This is a genomic window from Gemmata algarum (assembly GCF_034097035.1).
In the GTDB taxonomy this organism is placed as follows: Bacteria; Planctomycetota; Planctomycetia; order Gemmatales; family Gemmataceae; genus Gemmata; species Gemmata algarum.
This window is the reverse complement of record NZ_JAXBLV010000226.1, coordinates 19419-35828: the sequence shown is the minus strand read 5'-3', so window position 1 is coordinate 35828 and position 16410 is coordinate 19419. Positions and strand designations below refer to the sequence as shown.

The following is a 16410-nucleotide window of genomic DNA, read 5'->3' as shown; positions in this document are numbered from 1 at the left end:
GGTGAGGTCTGAAGCCCGATCTGTTTTTACCGCGCCCCTGCGGGCTTGGCGGAGCTGCGGTAGGCCGCGTCCAGGTCGAAGCGGTCCAGGTTCATCACCTTGGTCCAGGCGGCTACGAAATCGGTGACGAACTTCTTCTGGGCGTCGTCGCTGGCGTACACCTCGGCGATGGCCCGGAGCTGCGAGTTCGAGCCGAACACGAGGTCGACCCGGCTCCCGGTCCATTTCACCTGTCCGGTCTTCCGGTCGACGCCCTCGAACACCTGATCGTCCTTCGCCGACTTGCGCCACTCCGTGCCCATGTCGAGCAGGTGGACGAAGAAGTCGTTCGACAGGGACTCCGGACGGCTCGTCAGCACGCCCAGTTTGGACCGGCCGGTGTTGACGTTCAGCACCCGCAGCCCGCCGACGAGCACGGTCATTTCCGGGGCGGACAGCTTGAGCCGCTGCGCCCGATCGATCAGCAGCTCTTCGGCCGGCCGGTCGTGCTTGCCGCCGAGGTAGTTGCGGAACCCGTCCGCGGTCGGCTCGAGCACGGCGAACGCGGCGGCGTCGGTCGTCTCCTGGGTCGCGTCGGTGCGCCCGGGGCTGAACGGCACCCGCACCTCGTGGCCGGCCTTCTTCGCCGCGGCCTCGACGCCCGCGCACCCGCCGAGCACAATTACGTCGGCCAGCGACACCTTTTTGCCGCCCGTCAGCGCCTGGTTGAACTCCTTCTGCACCTGTTCGAGCTTCTGGAGCACCTGGGCCAGTTCCTCCGGCTCGTTCACGGCCCAACCGTTCTGCGGGGCGAGGCGGACACGCGCCCCGTTCGCGCCGCCGCGGCAGTCGGTGCCGCGGAACGTGGAGGCCGACGCCCACGCGGCGGACACCAACTGGCGCGGGGTCAGCCCCGACGCCAGGATCTTGGCCTTCAGATCGGCCGCGTCCTTCTCGTCGATCAGCGGGTGATCGACGGCGGGCACCGGGTCCTGCCAGAGCTGCGCCTTCGGCACGCCCGGCCCGAGCAGGCGGGTGACCGGCCCCATGTCGCGGTGCGTCAGCTTGTACCACGCCTTCGCGAACGCCTCGGCGAACTGGGCCGGGTTCTCGTGGAACCGCTTGGAGATCTTCGCGTAGGCGGGGTCGGTGCGGAGCGCCAGGTCGGTCGTGAACATGATCGGGGCGTGCGTCTTGGTCTTGTCGTGCGCGTCGGGCACGAGGCCCTTGGCGGCCGGGTCCTTGGGGGTCCACTGGAACGCGCCGGCGGGGCTCTTCGTCAGCTCCCACTCGTACCCGAACAGGTTGTCGAAGTAGCCGTTAGACCACTTCGTGGGGGTCATGGTCCAGGCGCCTTCGAGCCCGCTGGTGATGGTGTCGCCGCCGCGGCCCTTGCCGTGCTTGTTGAGCCAGCCGAGCCCCTGCGCTTCGAGGGGGGCGGCCTCCGGCTCGGGGCCGACGTTCTTATCCGGGGGGGCCGCCCCGTGCGCCTTGCCGAAGGTGTGCCCGCCGGCGATCAGCGCCACCGTCTCCTCGTCGTTCATGCCCATGCGGCCGAACGTCTCCCGGATGTCGCGGGCCGCGGCCAGCGGGTCCGGCTTGCCGTTCGGGCCTTCGGGGTTCACGTAGATCAGGCCCATCTGCACCGCGGCCAGCGGCTTCTGCAACTGCCGGTCGCCGGTGTATCGCTTGTCGTCCAGCCACTTGCCCTCCGGCCCCCAGTAGATGTCGTCCTGCGGCTCCCACACGTCCTCCCGGCCGCCCGCGAACCCGAACGGCTTGAGGCCCATGTCCTCGATGGCCCAGGTGCCGGCGAACACCATCAGGTCGGCCCACGAGACCTTGTTGCCGTACTTCTGCTTCACCGGCCACAGCAGCCGGCGGGCCTTATCCAGGTTGGCGTTGTCGGGCCAACTGTTCAGCGGCGCGAACCGCTGGGTGCCGTACCGGGCGCCGCCGCGGCCGTCGCCGGTGCGGTACGTCCCCGCGCTGTGCCACGCCATGCGGATGAAGAACGGGCCGTAGTGCCCGTAGTCGGCCGGCCACCAGTCCTGTGAGGTCCGCATCGCCTTGAGCACGTCCTTCTTGAGCGCGTCCAGGTCGAGCTTCTTGAACTCCTCGGCGTAGTTGAACGCCGGCCCCATCGGGTTGCCCGCGGGGGCGTTCTGGTGCAGCACCTTGAGGTTCAACTGGTTCGGCCACCACTCCCGGTTCGTGTACGGGGCGGCCCCGGCGGCCGGCGGGGTCGGCTCCGGTTTCGCCTCCGGCTGCGGTTGCCCGGACAGGGTGAAGCCGGTCACCGGGCACTTGGCCCCGGCGGGGCCGGCGGGCGCGTGCCCGGAGGCGGGTTGGGCCTGAGCCGGCGCCGACACCAAAAAGCCCAGGGCCGCCAGTCCCGCCCCCAGGCGGGACAGATGAGACGGCGTGCGGTCGGTCATCGCGGTCCTCCAGTTGAGGGAGAGGCGCGGGCCGTGCGCGGGGGACCGAACCGGTCACCGAACCGCCGCACACCCGCCCGATTGAGATAATAACGGTCGGCGAACGCAGCTTCCAATGCATAGAAAGGATGCCTACGATGCGTCGAACGCATGGCTACCAGGAAGGGTGAGCGACGTGGAACTGGAGCAACTGCGGCATTTAGTGAAAGTGGCCGAGCAGGAAAATTTTACCCGGGCGGCCGAACTGGCCGGGCTGTCCCAGTCCGCGCTGAGCCGATCCGTTGCGCGGCTGGAAGAGGAACTCGGCCAGCCCATTTTCGAGCGCCAGTCGCGAAAGGTGGCGCTCACCGATGCGGGCCGGCTGCTGCTCGACCGCGCCCGAATCGTGCTGACGATGCTGGACGATGTAACGGCCGAGATCGCCGACAACGGCCGGTCCGGCAAGGTCCGGGTCGCGGCGATCCCGACGATCGCCCCGTATTTTCTGCCGGAGTGCCTGCGGTCCTTCCACCGCCTGTTCCCGCAGGCCCAGTTGATCGTACTCGAGGACACGACCGAGGCGCTGCTCAAGAAGGTCACCGACGGCGAGGTCGACATCGCCATCGGGGCGCTGCCGATCGGCACGAAGTACGTGGAGGTGGAACCGCTCTTTGAAGAGGAACTGCTACTGGTGACCGGCCGCGAGCACCCGCTCGCCGCGAAGCCGTCCGTGTGCTTGGCGGACATTGCGGAGCTGCCGTTCGTGCTGCTGGGCGAGGCGCACTGCCTTTCGGACAACGTGGTGTCGTTCTGCCGGCAGCACTCGTTTCACCCCGTTTCGGTGGAGCGGACCAGTCAGCTCTCGATGGTGCAAGAGCTGGTCGCTTTGGGGCACGGCGTGAGCCTGATCCCGGACATGGCCCGAGCGCGTGACACCAACCCCGCGCGGGTGTACCGCTCGCTCAGCGGACCGCCGCCCACGCGAACCGTCGCAATGATTACGAACCCCTACCGCTACCACAGCCAGATCGTCCGAAAGTTCGCCGAGCACCTCCGCGGCTTACGAGCGGCGAGTTGAAGACGCCGCCCGCGCCACCGGCGCCGGGCGGAAGCGCGAGCAACTCGTAAGACAGGCCCAGAAAGTCCTTAAGCCCGAAGCCGCGGCAGCCCGCGCTCGTTTCCCAATGCGAGCACGGACCGAAGGCGCGGGCTGAGAAAACCAGGGGGCACGCGCACATGGTGCGAATCGGAATTGTCGGCATCGGGTTCATGGGCCGGATTCACTTCCTCGCCAGCCAGCGCCTCACCGGCGCGAAGGTGACCGCGATTTGCAGCCGCGACGCCGCGAAGCGCGCCGGCGACTGGCACAACACCCGCGGCAACTTCGGCCCCGAACCCGGCCAGGTGGACCTCACCGGCGTTAAGGCCTACGCGGAGGTGAGCGAACTCCTCGCGGACCCCGAAATCGATCTGATCGACATCTGCACCGTCACGGACCAGCACACGCCGCTCGCGCTCGCCGCACTCAAGGCCGGCAAACACGTCCTGGTCGAAAAGGCGATCGCCCTTTCGCCCGAGGACGCCGACGCGATGGTCGCCGCTGCCAAGAGCGCCGGGAAGCTGCTGATGGTGGCGCACGTGCTGCCGTTCTTCCACGAGTTCAAATACGCCGCCGAGCTGATCGCCGGCGGCAAATATGGAAAGGTGGTCGCGGCGCACTTCAAGCGGGTGATCGCGAAACCGGACTGGTCGTCGGACATCGGCGACGCCGCGAAGACCGGCGGCCCGGCGGTCGATCTGCACATCCACGACACCCACTTCATCGGGTTGGTGTGCGGGGTCCCCAAGCACGTGTTCTCGGCCGGCACGGTCGAAAGCGGCGCGGTTTCGTACCTCACCACCTCGTACCTCTACGGCCCCGGCGGCCCCGCGGTGACGTGCTCGAGCGGCGCCGTGTCGATGCCCGGGCGGCCGTTCGCCCACGGCTACGAAATCTACCTGGAGAAGGCAACGCTGCTGTTCGACTCGGGCGGGGTGCCGATGACGCTCCTGACCGCGGACGGGAAGTCCGAGCACCCCGCGCTCCCCGGCGGGGGCGACGCGCTCTCGGCGTTCACGGACGAGCTACAGACCGCGGTCGGCGGGGTCGCGTCGGGCCGGGAGCCGGCGCTGCTGAGCGGGCAACTGGCGCGTGACGCGCTCGTGCTGTGTCACCGCGAAATCGAATCTGTGAAGACGGGTAAGCCAGTAGCCATCAGCTAGCCGCCCAGAGCGCCCATCTTCTGCAACTGGAACACCCGTTACTGGTTGCTGGGAAATGCGCGCTGGTAAGCTGCAACGGTTCTCGCAGTCTGCTGGGTTCTGCCGATTTGAGTTGGCAGGACCAGCCGGGTAAGAGCGAGGGCCGCCGATGAGCGAGCGAATGTGGTTAAGCTGTGGGCTTCTGGCGACCGCACTCGCTCTCGCGGGCTGCACGATACCGTGTCACAAGGGCTATGAGAAGGCTCTCGAAAACGGGGTGCAGTGCGACCTGCCGACCCCGTGCCGGAACCGCGTTCACCTGTTCATGGTGCACGGGCTCACGCCGTCCACCAACACCGGCCTGAACGCGCTGAGGTTGCGGCTCGGTGAGAACGGGTTCGCGAAGGTAGGGATTGGTGAACTCTACCTCGCGTGGTGGGTGAAGAGCGAGATCGAGTGCATCCGCCAGAACGACCCCGACGCGCGGTTCGTCCTCCTGGGCTACGACTACGGCGCCGGCGTCGCGCTCTCGCTCGCCCGCGACCTGACCGCAAAGGGTGCGGCGGTCGATGCCGTCGTGCTGCTCGACCCGAAGGGCTGCACGCCCGAGCCGTGCGGGGTTCACACGCTCCTCATCACGAACGGCATGGGGACTGATCGTGTCCCGCACTCGGCGCGGGTAGTCGTTCCGGACGCCACGCACTTCACCCTGCCGGCGCACCCGACGACCGTCACGGCGGTCGCGGACCTGTTGCGAAACGTCGCCGAGCGGCACTGCGAGCCCGAGGTCGAAGAGGTGCCCGTGCCGGGCACCCCGCCCGAATGGGACTTCCTCACCGACCGCGCCGGCCCGACGCGCTCGATCGGTACCCAGGCGGCCGCGCGTCCAGTCGCGAAGCCGCCCGCGGTGGCCGCAACGCCCCCCGTTCCGGTGGCCACGAAGCGCTGAATGCCCTCGCCTGAGCCACCCTCGCGTGCTTCAATGAGCGGATGAAGCTCAAGCAGCAGCCCCAGGACTTCCGGGTCGAAGAACGGACCGATGTGGTCGCCGGCGACGCCGGCGACTTCGCCCTTTACCGGCTTGACAAGACCGGCTGGACCACCCCCGACGCGCTCGCCGCGCTCCGGCGCCGCTGGCAGGTCGATCACCGCCGGCTGAGCTACGGCGGGCTCAAGGACCGGCACGCGGTCACGTCGCAGCACCTCACCATCTTCCGCGGCCCGAAGCGGAACCTGACGCACGAGCGGGTCACGGTCACCTACCTCGGCCAGTGCGTCGAGCCGTTCACCGCGCAGGAGATCCGCGCGAACCGGTTCACGGTCACCCTCCGCTCGCTGAACACCGCCGGAGTGTCGCACGCCGAAGCGGCGTTGCGCGAAGTCGCCGACGCCGGGGTGCCGAACTACTTCGACGACCAGCGGTTCGGATCGGTCGGCGAGCAGCAGGAGTTCGTTGCGAAGGAAATGGTGTTCGGGCGGTTCGAGCGGGCGCTGTGGCTGGCGCTCGCCGCACCCTACGAGCACGACCGGGCCGACGCCAAACGCGAAAAGGCGACACTCACGGAACTGTGGGGCAAATGGCCCGAGTGTCAGGCGAAGCTCCCGAAGGGCCACGCCCGCAGCCTCGTGAGCTACCTCGCCGCCCACCCGACCGACTTCAAGGGCGCGGTGGCGCGTCTGCGTCCCGAGCTTCAGGGTCTGTACCTCTCGGCGTACCAGAGCTACCTGTGGAACAAGATGCTGGCCGCGTGGCTGACCACCACACTCGGCCCCGCCAACCTAACGAGTGTGGAACTGAAGCTCGGCACCGTACCGGCGCCGGTGCGGTTACCCGACGAGAACCGCGCCGCATGGGAATCGCTGACACTGCCGCTCCCCTCCGCGCGTGTGAAGCCCGAACCGGACGCGCCGTGGCTCCCGACCGTGGAGGAGATGCTAAAGGGCGAGGGCCTCACGCTCGCGGAGTTGAAGGTAAAAGGGATGCAGAAGCCGTTCTTCTCGAAGGGCGACCGCCCGGCGTGCGTGCGACCCGAGAACCTGAATCACACCGCCGACGCCGACGAACTGAACAAGGGCCGGCGGAAGCTCGTGCTGAGCTTCGACCTGCCGCGCGGCAGCTACGCCACGATGCTGGTGAAGCGGGTCACGCCGATGCAATGAGTTGGGGCGTAAGTCCGCGTCACTTTCATGGAAGTTCCGGCAACAGTGAGGGTGGGAGGCAATCGATGCGTCGGCTGTCGCGGCGTGATCGCGTTCTCATAGCTATCATCATGACCGGCGACTGGATGGTGATTATCGCCCTCATCGGTGCGGGTGCGTACCTCGGTGGTTTGGTGGGCGACGGAAGGCAGTGGCAACTCTTTGGGGGCAGTCTTGGAATGGGCGTCGCGGTGCTGATTATTTCGAGAGTCTTCCTGCGTGATAGCTTAATAGAGACGGGTTGCTTACTCGTGCTGATCGGACTGTTAGGTGCAACCTGCATTTTGGCAGCTCGCAAATGAACGAATTACACTTGTAGGTTTATGATTATCTTTGCCCACCCGAAGCGACACAAACGTGCAGACGCGTAAAATCGTCCATCAATGACTCGGAGGGAGGAGCAGGAGCGATGAGTAAAATGAGGCAGGAAGATGTTGAGGGAATCGCAGCCGAATACGTTAAGCGCCTGGGGGTCTATCCTTGCCTTCTCGACGGCAGCGAGTTCGATGATAAGGACAACCCTCCGGTTTGGAGAGTGTATTTTAATTTCTGCAAATCCACCGAGGAAAATAAGTGGATTGGGCTCCCAGATTGTTTAGTCGTTCATGTAGACGATTTAACTGGAACGTCATCGAGTATCCCGCATTTGTGATACGCTATGCCAAAAATGAACAAACGTCACGAGCCCGCACATTTCGCTCGGCGACCCCAAGTGACGTAAACCTACAGGTACGTGAGCATGACCGTGTTTGAAGCGATGCCGCTATTCCTCGTAGCTCTGCTGGGCAGTGCGCTGGGGGCTGTGTTTGGCTATTTCACGGGTTACAACATTTACCTGTTAACACTGGCGGGTGGCTACGGTACGATGCTTCCTCTGATAGTTGCGACCATACGAGTTCGTCCGAAGGAGCCGGAACAGCCCCGGCGTTCCGAAAATGTGCATGCCCTGATCGTGTTCGTTTTTCTTTCACTTGCGTCATGTGCAGTTCTGCCAGTTCTGATTCTATTAGCTTCCCTAAAGATACAAAAATATCTAAAAATTATTATTACAGATTGATTGTGAAAATATGTCACTAGTTCACACAGCTCGCTTGGTGAGCCGAGGAAGCCGTGCAAGTGTGTACCGACGGCTCACGTTTCACACACTCACGCCCTATCCCTGCGCCTTTGGCTCGTGAAAAAGCACGAGCCTTCCGACGCGGTAACCGGTCTGCCCTTCCCCTCCGTCACTTCCCCTTCGCGAGTTCCTTGAACGCGCCACAAATGACCGGCGCCGCTTCCGGGCCGACGCTGTTCATCTCACCGTACTGGGCCTTCTTCAACCCGTAGCAGAACGGGGCTTTCTCGTCCCACTGGCGCTTCGGGATGAAGTAGCCCAGTTCGTCGTTCGCCAGCCCGATCAACATCCGGTGCTTGCCCTTCAACTGGTCGTAGACGGCGGGTTCGATCGCCGCGTTCGGGAAGTCTGCACCGGGGTCGGCCGGGTTCTCGACCTTGTTCAGCACCAACTCGGGGTAAATCTCGCCCGGGATCGCCGCGACCTCCAACTCGCCAAGTTTCAGGTAACCGACTTCCGTTTTCACCGCGACCGGCTTCCCCACTTCCTTCGTCGGAACGAACTTCTTCGGAGTCGGCGTGCCATCCCAAGCGTACATCGTGCGGTTCAGCGTTCCGAACGACCACGCGAGCCGGTAGATGTTGTTCTCGACCGGAACGAGCAACTCGCGCGTGCGAATGTCGAACGGGGTGAGCGTGACCGGCACGGCGCCTTTGAGCGCCTTTTCCGCAAGCTGGCCGACCAACCGCCCGTACCGCTCGGACTTCTCGAACGTGCCGTCGGCGAGTTCCTTCCCCTTCTCGTCTTTCACCGGCAGCTTGAGCGTCGTCATCAGCCCGCCGACGGTGCCCGTGAAGTACGCCACGGGGCACTTCTGCGTCTCGCGGAGTTGCTTCACCGTGTAATAGATGAAGTCCGCGGTGACCTCGGTGTTGCGCGAGTCGAGCGCCTCGGGGTGGCAGTTCCACTGCACCAGCACGCCCAGGGGCTTGTCCGTCTTCGGCTCGAAAAACTTGAGCACCACCAGTTCGTCGTGCTTCACGACCGGCTTGCGGTTGTCGTTGATGAGGGCCGGGTCGGCGGCCGTACCAATTTTGACCGTCGCAGCGGCGAGCGTCTTCTCCGCGGCCTTCACGGCCTCCGCGCACCCGGCTTCGACCCGCTTGAGGTAATCGGGATCGACCCCGCTCTGAACCGGCGACGCGCCCCAGAGGCCGAGCGTATCCGGCCCTTCGTGGTTGTGCGTGGCAGACACCAGCACGTACTTGAACCCGGTCAGCTTCTCGCGCACCCGCTCCACACTGGGCAGGAACAGCCCGACCACATCGACCGAAACGAACGCGATCTTCTCGTCGCCGTCGGCCATCACGACCGCCCGCGCCATGATCGGGTCGTGAACCGTCGTGGCCTTGCGGTTCTGCCCGAAGCCGGCGAGGAACACGGACTTCTTCCCCGCACCGACTTCCGGCGTCAGGTCGGTCTCGCCGAACCCGACTTTGAACTCACCGGCCGTACAGGGGAGAGCGAACAGGGCGAGCGCGGAGAGAGTGCAGGCGAAGCGCATGAGTAGTTCTCGTGCGAAGAAGAGCAAGCACAAGGAGCGATAGGGCCTCTACGGAAGGCACAACGGGATTGGGCAGGAAGGCCCCGAACAGTAGCGCAATGCTACCGTATCCTTAAATCGCCTCACCCCGCGCACGCGCGCATGTACCGGATGCTCTCCTGCGCGATCGTATCGGGATCGGGGGAGTAGTCGAACACCTCCACCGACACCCAGCCGGTGTAGCTCACGTCCTTCAGCGCCTGGAAGATCGGCTTGAAGTCGGTGGGGCCGAACCCGGGGCCGCGCTTGTTCGGGTCGTTCGCGTGGAAGTGGTACATCCAGTCGCGGTTCGCCCGGATCACGTCCGGCGTCGGCGCCACCTCGGCCGACATCGCTTTCACGTCCAGGTGCAGCTTCACGAACGGGTGCGCGAGTTGCTTCGCGAGCGCGACGCCCTGCGCTGCGCTGGTCATGAAGTTCGTTTCTGCCGGCGTTAACGGTTCGAGGCACAGGTACACCCGGCTGCGTTCCAGTGCCGGGAGGCAGTGCCGGAGCGTGTCGAGGGCGTACTCCTCACCCTGTGCGTGGCTCATCCCGTCGGGCAGGTTCCGCTGGAACGGCGAACCGAGTACGAGGATGTCGCCGCCGAGATCGGCCGCGGCGTAGGCGAGTTCCGCGAGGTACTCGCCGGTCCGCTTGCGCACCGCCGGGTCGGACGAGGTGAGGTGAAAGCCCTCAGTTTTGGCGAGCAGCCAGTGCAGCCCGATGATCTGGACGCCGGCGGCCTCCGCCTGCCGCCGCAGTTCGGCGCGGCGCGCGGCGCTCACCTCGGTGATGAGCGGCGCGAGCGTGAACGGGGCCACCTCCAATCCCGTGTACCCCAGCTCCGCGACGCGGGCGCACACCCGGGCGTGGTCCCAGCCCTCGAACGTTTCGTTGCAGATCGCGTACTTCATGGGAGGGTCACCTCGCGCGCCTTGCGGGCCGCCCGCGCCTCGGTCGGATCGATCAGCGTCAGTTTCACGGACTTCTGGTCCTTCGCGGCGGCGTAGAACTCGCGCGGCGTGGCCACCGCGGCGCCGTTCACGTGCGTGATGAGCCACCGCTTCGTGGCGTCGGAGAGCTTCTGGTCGTCGATCTTCTTGAACGCCGCCGCCGCGGGCGACTCCGCGGCGACCTCCTGGATCGTCACCCCGGGCGGTACACCTTCCGAGAGGATCTGCGGGTTGGCGCTGTTCTGCGCGAGCTGCGCCAACATGCTCCCGTGATCGACCCGCAGCCCGAACACCGCGGCCGGGCGCGCGGAGGCGATGAACGGCTGCCCGTGCTGGAGCTTGCCGAGCGTCACGGTCACCTCCCCGGCCTGGACGGTCGTGATCGTCACCTTCGAGCCCGCCAGGGCGCCGCTGATGTGGGTCAGCAGCTCCTCGTACCGGCGTATCCGGGCGCCGTTGATGTGCGTGATGGTGTCGCGGTCGCGGACGCCCGCGAGGGCGAGCGGGCCGAGCGGCAGCACCCAACTGAGCGCCACGCCGTTCGGGGCCATGTTCGGCAGGGCGTCGGGGCCGTTCGGGATCTGGACGCCGAGGTACCCGGCCTCGACCTCCTCGCCGCGGCACAGCACCGCGACGATCCGCTGGAGCCGGTCGTCCATCGGCAGCGCGTAGTCCGGGGCCTTCTCGCCCTGGCTCAGCACCGGGGCGGTGGTGGTCAAGCCGATCAGCTCGCCGTCCAGGTTGAGCAGCGCCGCGCCGCTGATGCCCGCGTTCAGCTTCGCGTCGTGTTCGAGCAGCGGGCCGTAGTAGTAGTAACTGGTGGAGCGCTGGACCTCTTTGCCGCCCGCCAGGTTCAGCGACGCGTGGACGTTCGTGACGCTGCCGAGGGCGGCGCTGGGCCGGTTGAGCCGGACGCCCGGCACGAACGCGTTCGCCATCAGCACCGCCAGTTTGCCGGGCGCGACCGTCGTCCGCGCGCGATCGGTGGGTAACTTCACGTCCGCGAACTTGATGGCCCTCAGCCCCGGGGGCGGGTCGAGGAGCCGGAGCACCGCGAGATCGGTGCGGGCGTCAGCCGCGTGGATGTCGGCGTACGAGCCCGCGTGCCCGGGCAGGTGGACGTAAATCTTCGTGGCGCCGTCCACGACGTGATACGGGGTGAGGATCAGCCCCTTCTCATCGACGACCACCCCGCACGCGAACCCGTGGTCCGAGATCGTCCGCACGTCCGACAGGTCGAGCGCGTTCGCGACCGCGGGCTTGGCCTGCGGGTTGTCTTTCAGGTACTGTTTGGGGTCGAACCCGCCGAGCCGCCCGGGCGCGTCACCGCCGGGCTTCGGCGGGTACTGATCGCTGCGCGACACCACCACGCACGCGACGCTCGGCCCGGCGCCGGCGTGGGCCGCCTGGAGCTGCCGCTCGACGGCGCGGAGGAGTTCGCCGCTCGTCGGTTCCTGGCCGGTCAGCGCGACCGACGCGGTGAGAAGCAGCGGGAGCGCCAGAGCGGCGTATCGCATGAACCGCCTCCGGAAAGTTATCACTGTTTTACCCGCGGCAGCCAGGCGACGTAAGCCCCGACGCGCCCGGATATCGGCACACCACCGGGTGCGGAACTCATACCTCCGCCGGGGCCTTCGCCGCGCGCACGTAAGCCTCGAAGTTCGCGACCGGGGTGTCCTTATCGACACCGTGGTTGAGGTTCAGGATGTGGCGCGCCCCGCCGCCGGCACGGCGGCACGCGCGGACCGCGTCTGCCACCTGCTCCGGCGTGCCGCCGCGGAGGATCTCCTCATCGACGTTGCCCTGGAACACGAGGTGCGGATGGTCGCGCCGCGCCGCGGCCAAGTCGTGAACGCTCCCCAGGCTGATGACATCCGCGTTGGTCGCGCACATGCGCCCCAGGTACGGGCCTTCCTTCACGAAGAGGATGCGCGGGACGCCGGTCGCGCCCGCCAGGATTTCGGAGTGCTGGGGCTGCGCCCACGCGTCGTACTCGGCGGGCGACAGGGCGCCGGCCCACGAGTCGAAGAGCTGGTACGCGTCGGCCCCGTCGCCGATCAGCGTGCGCAAGAACCCTACGGTCGCGCCGGTGAGCCGCTCCAGGAGCCCGTTCCACACGGCGGGCGCGTCGGCGACGAACGCGCGAGTTGCTTCGACGTCCTTCCCGGTGCCGATGCAGTACGTCGCGACCGTGAACGGCGCGCCCGCGAACACCAGCACCGGGAGGTCGCCCTGCAACTCGTCCTTGACACGCTTCAGCAACTGGCGAATGTGCGCGTATGTCTCCGGCGCCGGATTCGGCGCGAGCCGGTCCAGGTCGCCGAGCGTGCGGACCGGGCGGTCCGGCACCGGGCCGGCGCCGGGCTTCAGTTCGAACGGCAGCCCCATCGCGACGGGGAGCGTGGTGATGTCGTAGAAGAGGATGATCGCGTCCACGCCGAACCGCCGCGGGCACAGCGACGCGCGGGTAGACGCCTCGACGTTCTCGGAGAACTCGAAGAACGACATCCCGGCCCGCACCTTGCGGAACTCGGGGTCCCAGCGTCCGGCCTGGCGCATGGCCCACACCGGGGCGCGCTCGACCGGCTCACCGCGGGCCGCACGGATCAGAAGGTGCTTGTCGTGGAATGCGTCGGGCATGGTTGCTCACAGACCCACCCGCCCGGCCCCTTCCAATAAGGGGAAGGTTGATGGGGAAGGTGCGGTCATCCGTCTTTTCCCCTCCCGAAAGCGGGAAGGGGCTGGGAGGGCGTCTAGGCGCCGGGCGCGCCCGGCTTCACACCAACATACAGAGTCGCCACACCGAACGTGAACGGTTCGTACCGGACTTCGGTGAGCCCGGCGGCCCGCATCTTCTCCGCAAGAGCGTCGTAGTCGGGGAACGTCAACACGCTCGCGGGCAAATAGCGGTACGCGTTCTCGCGGCTCCCCGAAATGAACTGACCGAGCAGGGGGAGCAAATACCGGAAGTACGCGTTGTAGGCCGCGCCCAGAACCGGGTTGCGCGGCTTCGAGAACTCCAGAACGGCCACCCGGCCGCCGGGCCGCGTGACGCGGACCATTTCCGCCAGCCCCTTGTCGGTGTCGGTGATGTTCCGCAGCCCGAACGCGTTGGTCACGAGCTGAAAGTAGCCGTCCGCGAACGGCAAGGCCTGGGCGTCCGCCTCCACGAACCGCACCCGCTCGCCGGCGCCCGCGGCGGCGGCCTTCTTCGCCGCCCGCGTCAGCATTTCGCGCGAGAAGTCCGCGCCGACCACCGGCACGGCTCCCTTGGTGACGCGGTCGTAGGTGAACGCGAGATCGCCCGTGCCCGTACACAGGTCCAGGATCGGCCCCTGCTCCGGCGGCCCGGCTGGAACGAGTTTCGCCGTCTTGTTCCGCCACGCGCGGTCGATGTTCAGGCTCAGGAGGTGGTTCAGGAGGTCGTAGGAGTGCGCGATCTGGTCGAACATCCGGCGGATGCGGACCTCACGCTTGTCGAGCAGTTGTGAAGACACGGAGGGGGTCCCAAATAGCTGGTGGCCACTAGTGCGCTGGTGTATAACCTCAACCGGTGTCCGGCCCGCGTGTTAACTCTATTCCCGCCCCGAGGACCGCCCTGTGCTCGAACTGAACACGCTCATCGTCAAGCAGAAGGCGAAACTGCTCTCGTCCCGCGCCTCGTTCGAGATCCTCGACGAGAGCGGCAAACTGGTCGGAACGGCGGAGCAATCGACCACGGCGCTGGCGAAGCTCGTGGGCATGGTGCTCGGGCCGCCCGCCACGAAGATCGAGTTCCGCGAGAAGCCGGACGACTCACTGGTGTTCACCGTGCGCCGGGGCGGGACGATTTTCAAGAAGGTCGAGGTGCTGGACGCGCAGGGAACGGTGATCGGGCTGTACAAGGCCAAGCGGTTCAGCCTCGCGGGCGGGTTCCAGGTGTACGACGGGAGCGGCAAGCACGTCGCGGAAATCCGCGGCAAAATGCTGAAGTCCGAGTACACGTTCTTCCAACCGGACGGCAAGACCGAGATGGGCAAGGTGTCGAAAAAGTGGGCCGGGATGGCGAAGGAGCTGTTTACCTCCGCCGACACCTACGCGGTGCAGATCGAGCCGGCGTTCGAGGACGACCCGAAGGCGAAGATGCTGATCCTCGGGGCGGCGGTGGCCATCGACTCGCTCATGAGCACCAGCGGCGGGGCCTCGGGGGGCGGCGAGAGCGACGACGAGTAGCGCCGGCCGGGGCCACGTTTTGTAGGGTGGGACAAGGCCCCGCGCGGTCCTCACCGGCCCGCGAGGCCTTGTCCCACCCTACAAAACAGGTGTCCCATGCTCACCGCGGAAGGTTGCCGGGCGCGACGGCAGCGATTTCTCGACCGGCTCCCGCCGTCCCACCCGGTCGTCCTCGCGGACCCGCTGCACCTGCGGTACTTCGCGAACTTTTATGTGGACGCGATCAGCTCCAGCGCCGACTTCGGCGGGCTGCTGGTGATCAACTCGGACGGGCACGCCACCCTTTACCACGACGCCAAACTGCCGGGCGGTGTTGCGAAGGCCCACGCGGACGCCGTCGAAAAGCTCCCGTGGTACACCGGCCAGGAGCCCGAACTCGCCCCGCGGCGGTTGGTCCTTCGGCCCGCGCTGGAGGCGAACGGCGGGCGCGTCCACGACAGCATCGCCGACCCCATCGGACCGCAGGTCATTAAGCTCGTTTCCGAGCTGCGCCGGGCGAAGGACCCGGACGAGGTCGAACTCCTCAAGACGTGCATGAAGGCGTCCGACGCCGGGCACGCCTGGGGGCTCGCCAACATTAAACCCGGCATAACCGAACTGGCCGCATACGCGGGAGTTGCCGCAGCGGCATACGCGTCGCTCGGGCAGTTCACGACCGTGTACGGCGACTTCACCGTCTCGCCCGGAAGTAAGAAGCGCGGCGGCCCGCCCACCCCGCACGTGCTCGAAGCGGGCGAGCTGTTCATCCTCGACTACTCCGTCATCGTCCAGGGGTACCGGAGCGACTTTACCAACACGATCTGCGTGGGCGGTCAGCCGACCGCCGATCAGCAACGGTTGATGGACCTGAGCTTGGCGGCGATCGCGGCGGGAGCAAAGGAACTGAAGGCCGGCGTAACGTGCCAGCACGTGTACGACGCCATGAGGGCCGTTTTCGCGGCGGCGGGGATGGCGGAGTTCTTTACCACCCACGGCGGGCACGGGTTGGGCATTTCACACCCGGAGCCGCCGTTCATCGTGCGCCACTCGACCGAAACGCTAATCGCTGGCGACGTGGTGACGCTCGAACCCGGGCTGTACGTTGACGGAATCGGCGGGTTGCGGATCGAGCACAATTATTTGGTAACGGAACAAGGCGCCGAACAGCTCAGCAACCACCGGATCGCTCTTTCGTGAGTCGTAAAGTCGTCCGGTCGAAAGTCGTAAAGGCGAAAGGCAAAACCACCTGCCATTTGACTTTACGACTTCTAAACGGAGCTATCTCCGATCGTTCTTCGGCCTCTGGAGGCCGGCCTTTTCGAGGAGCGACTGGCCGAACACGTTCCCCTCTTCTTCCGCGAACACGTCGTCCAACTTCACATCGGGGCCGAGTTCGTATTGGATCACGTATTTGTGTTTCGCAATGTCGATCTCGGTCCCCGGGCGCAGCGGCGCCCGCAGGGTGCGGGTTCCGTTCACCTTCACCCCGTTGGTGCTGTTCAGGTCGCGGAGGAACCATACACCGTCGCGCAGGGACAGCTCGCAGTGCGTGCCGGAAATGTTCTGGAACTTCAGGCAGATGTCGCACGATTCGCGCCGACCGATGGTCATCACTTCACTGACGAGCGGAATCGCGTCGCCGCCGCCCACCGGAACGAGTTCACCGAGCTGGCCCTTCGTCATGGCCCGCCTCACTAAGAAATGATGGAAAAAGTACAGACAAATGCGCGGCGAAGGCCGCACCCGAACCAATGCATCCTAAATCACTTCCGGCCCGAATGCCAGTCC

General features: G+C 66.3%; 15 protein-coding genes. 8 read left to right on the top strand and 7 right to left on the bottom strand.

What is annotated here, in order from left to right:
* Window positions 1-26: 26 nt before the first annotated feature.
* A complete protein-coding gene (katG, locus tag R5W23_RS28105; RefSeq protein WP_320689243.1) occupies window positions 27-2417 on the bottom strand; it encodes a catalase/peroxidase HPI in 2391 nt (796 codons plus the stop codon).
* 175 nt (window positions 2418-2592) lie between these two features.
* On the opposite strand from katG, the gene R5W23_RS28100 reads away from it, so the two are divergent.
* The 6 genes from R5W23_RS28100 to R5W23_RS28075 all read left to right on the top strand — a co-directional run bounded on the left by R5W23_RS28100 (window position 2593) and on the right by R5W23_RS28075 (window position 7893).
* A complete protein-coding gene (locus tag R5W23_RS28100) occupies window positions 2593-3474 on the top strand; it encodes a LysR family transcriptional regulator (protein WP_407936171.1) in 882 nt (293 codons plus the stop codon).
* 158 nt (window positions 3475-3632) lie between these two features.
* Window positions 3633-4658, top strand: coding sequence for a Gfo/Idh/MocA family protein (locus tag R5W23_RS28095; RefSeq protein ID WP_320689241.1), 1026 nt, complete (start codon window positions 3633-3635; stop codon window positions 4656-4658).
* 160 nt (window positions 4659-4818) lie between these two features.
* Complete coding sequence (locus R5W23_RS28090) at window positions 4819-5586, top strand: thioesterase domain-containing protein (protein WP_320689240.1); 768 nt, start codon at window positions 4819-4821, stop codon at window positions 5584-5586.
* 41 nt (window positions 5587-5627) lie between these two features.
* Window positions 5628-6797, top strand: a complete 1170-nt coding sequence (gene truD / locus R5W23_RS28085) for a tRNA pseudouridine(13) synthase TruD (protein WP_320689239.1) — start codon at window positions 5628-5630, stop codon at window positions 6795-6797.
* 65 nt (window positions 6798-6862) lie between these two features.
* On the top strand, window positions 6863-7138 hold the full coding sequence (locus R5W23_RS28080; RefSeq protein ID WP_320689238.1) for a hypothetical protein: 276 nt from the start codon (window positions 6863-6865) through the stop codon (window positions 7136-7138).
* A 437-nt stretch (window positions 7139-7575) separates the two neighbouring features.
* Window positions 7576-7893 carry a hypothetical protein gene (locus R5W23_RS28075; RefSeq protein ID WP_320689237.1) on the top strand — a complete coding sequence of 106 codons (318 nt, stop codon included), beginning with the start codon at window positions 7576-7578 and terminating at the stop codon, window positions 7891-7893.
* A 169-nt stretch (window positions 7894-8062) separates the two neighbouring features.
* On the opposite strand, the gene R5W23_RS28070 is transcribed toward R5W23_RS28075, so the two are convergent.
* The 5 genes from R5W23_RS28070 to ubiE all read right to left on the bottom strand — a co-directional run bounded on the left by R5W23_RS28070 (window position 8063) and on the right by ubiE (window position 13928).
* Entirely contained in the window at window positions 8063-9457 is a 1395-nt protein-coding gene (locus R5W23_RS28070; RefSeq protein WP_320689236.1) for a neutral/alkaline non-lysosomal ceramidase N-terminal domain-containing protein, read from the bottom strand.
* Between the two features lie 122 nt (window positions 9458-9579).
* Complete coding sequence (locus tag R5W23_RS28065) at window positions 9580-10392, bottom strand: sugar phosphate isomerase/epimerase family protein (protein WP_320689235.1); 813 nt, start codon at window positions 10390-10392, stop codon at window positions 9580-9582.
* On the bottom strand, window positions 10389-11948 hold the full coding sequence (locus R5W23_RS28060; protein WP_320689234.1) for a S1C family serine protease: 1560 nt from the start codon (window positions 11946-11948) through the stop codon (window positions 10389-10391). Before R5W23_RS28060 ends, R5W23_RS28065 begins: the two co-directional genes overlap by 4 nt.
* Before the next feature lie 97 nt (window positions 11949-12045).
* Window positions 12046-13071 carry a uroporphyrinogen decarboxylase family protein gene (locus R5W23_RS28055; protein ID WP_320689233.1) on the bottom strand — a complete coding sequence of 342 codons (1026 nt, stop codon included), beginning with the start codon at window positions 13069-13071 and terminating at the stop codon, window positions 12046-12048.
* Between the two features lie 113 nt (window positions 13072-13184).
* Window positions 13185-13928, bottom strand: a complete 744-nt coding sequence (gene ubiE, locus R5W23_RS28050; RefSeq protein WP_261186493.1) for a bifunctional demethylmenaquinone methyltransferase/2-methoxy-6-polyprenyl-1,4-benzoquinol methylase UbiE — start codon at window positions 13926-13928, stop codon at window positions 13185-13187.
* A 103-nt stretch (window positions 13929-14031) separates the two neighbouring features.
* Here ubiE and R5W23_RS28045 point away from each other — a divergent pair, with 103 nt between their 5' ends.
* Window positions 14032-14643 carry a phospholipid scramblase-related protein gene (locus tag R5W23_RS28045; RefSeq protein WP_320689232.1) on the top strand — a complete coding sequence of 204 codons (612 nt, stop codon included), beginning with the start codon at window positions 14032-14034 and terminating at the stop codon, window positions 14641-14643.
* A gap of 96 nt (window positions 14644-14739) precedes the next feature.
* The gene (locus R5W23_RS28040) at window positions 14740-15819 is read left to right on the top strand and encodes a M24 family metallopeptidase (RefSeq protein ID WP_320689230.1); all 1080 of its coding nucleotides are present in this window, start codon (window positions 14740-14742) and stop codon (window positions 15817-15819) included.
* An 81-nt stretch (window positions 15820-15900) separates the two neighbouring features.
* Here R5W23_RS28040 and R5W23_RS28035 read toward each other — a convergent pair whose 3' ends face one another.
* Entirely contained in the window at window positions 15901-16305 is a 405-nt protein-coding gene (locus R5W23_RS28035) for an FHA domain-containing protein (RefSeq protein ID WP_261186496.1), read from the bottom strand.
* Between the last annotated feature and the right edge of the window lie 105 nt (window positions 16306-16410).

What these genes read in the sequence shown, in the direction of transcription:
- katG (WP_320689243.1), bottom strand. Translation starts at nt 2,417, where the DNA reads ATGACCGACCGCACGCCGTCTCATCTGTCCCGCCTGGGGGCGGGACTG.
- R5W23_RS28095 (WP_320689241.1), top strand. Translation starts at nt 3,633, where the DNA reads ATGGTGCGAATCGGAATTGTCGGCATCGGGTTCATGGGCCGGATTCAC.
- R5W23_RS28060 (WP_320689234.1), bottom strand. Translation starts at nt 11,948, where the DNA reads ATGCGATACGCCGCTCTGGCGCTCCCGCTGCTTCTCACCGCGTCGGTC.
- R5W23_RS28040 (WP_320689230.1), top strand. Translation starts at nt 14,740, where the DNA reads ATGCTCACCGCGGAAGGTTGCCGGGCGCGACGGCAGCGATTTCTCGAC.
- R5W23_RS28090 (WP_320689240.1), top strand. Translation starts at nt 4,819, where the DNA reads ATGTGGTTAAGCTGTGGGCTTCTGGCGACCGCACTCGCTCTCGCGGGC.
- R5W23_RS28065 (WP_320689235.1), bottom strand. Translation starts at nt 10,392, where the DNA reads ATGAAGTACGCGATCTGCAACGAAACGTTCGAGGGCTGGGACCACGCC.
- R5W23_RS28080 (WP_320689238.1), top strand. Translation starts at nt 6,863, where the DNA reads ATGCGTCGGCTGTCGCGGCGTGATCGCGTTCTCATAGCTATCATCATG.
- R5W23_RS28035 (WP_261186496.1), bottom strand. Translation starts at nt 16,305, where the DNA reads ATGACGAAGGGCCAGCTCGGTGAACTCGTTCCGGTGGGCGGCGGCGAC.
- R5W23_RS28055 (WP_320689233.1), bottom strand. Translation starts at nt 13,071, where the DNA reads ATGCCCGACGCATTCCACGACAAGCACCTTCTGATCCGTGCGGCCCGC.
- R5W23_RS28070 (WP_320689236.1), bottom strand. Translation starts at nt 9,457, where the DNA reads ATGCGCTTCGCCTGCACTCTCTCCGCGCTCGCCCTGTTCGCTCTCCCC.
- R5W23_RS28075 (WP_320689237.1), top strand. Translation starts at nt 7,576, where the DNA reads ATGACCGTGTTTGAAGCGATGCCGCTATTCCTCGTAGCTCTGCTGGGC.
- truD (WP_320689239.1), top strand. Translation starts at nt 5,628, where the DNA reads ATGAAGCTCAAGCAGCAGCCCCAGGACTTCCGGGTCGAAGAACGGACC.